At 26.6% G+C, this 252-nt stretch carries 1 protein-coding gene; it reads left to right on the top strand.

The features are described from left to right. Nucleotides 1–100: 100 nt before the first annotated feature. Nucleotides 101–252 (top strand): 30S ribosomal protein S10 (locus RI76_RS00005; RefSeq protein ID WP_036343287.1); only part of this gene is annotated, 152 nt, incomplete at its 3' end.

Here is a 252-nt window from a genome sequence, read left to right on the forward strand (position 1 = left end):
AACTATTTATAACATTAAAAAAAATATTTGTTTTATAAAAAAAATATATTTGGGAAGTTATTATTGTCATTATCAAAATCAAGAAAGGAGAATAAGAACAGTGGCTCAAGAACAAGAAGTTGTTAAAATTCTTTTAAAAACTTACGATCATCATTTGATAGATCAAGCAGCAAAAAAAATTATCACTAGTATTTCCAAAACAGGAGCTCAGATAAAAGGCCCAATACCTCTTCCAACTAAAAACGAGGTTTT

This window comes from Milkweed yellows phytoplasma str. MW1, from assembly GCF_000309485.1.
In the GTDB taxonomy this organism is placed as follows: Bacteria; Bacillota_I; Bacilli_A; order Acholeplasmatales; family Acholeplasmataceae; genus Phytoplasma.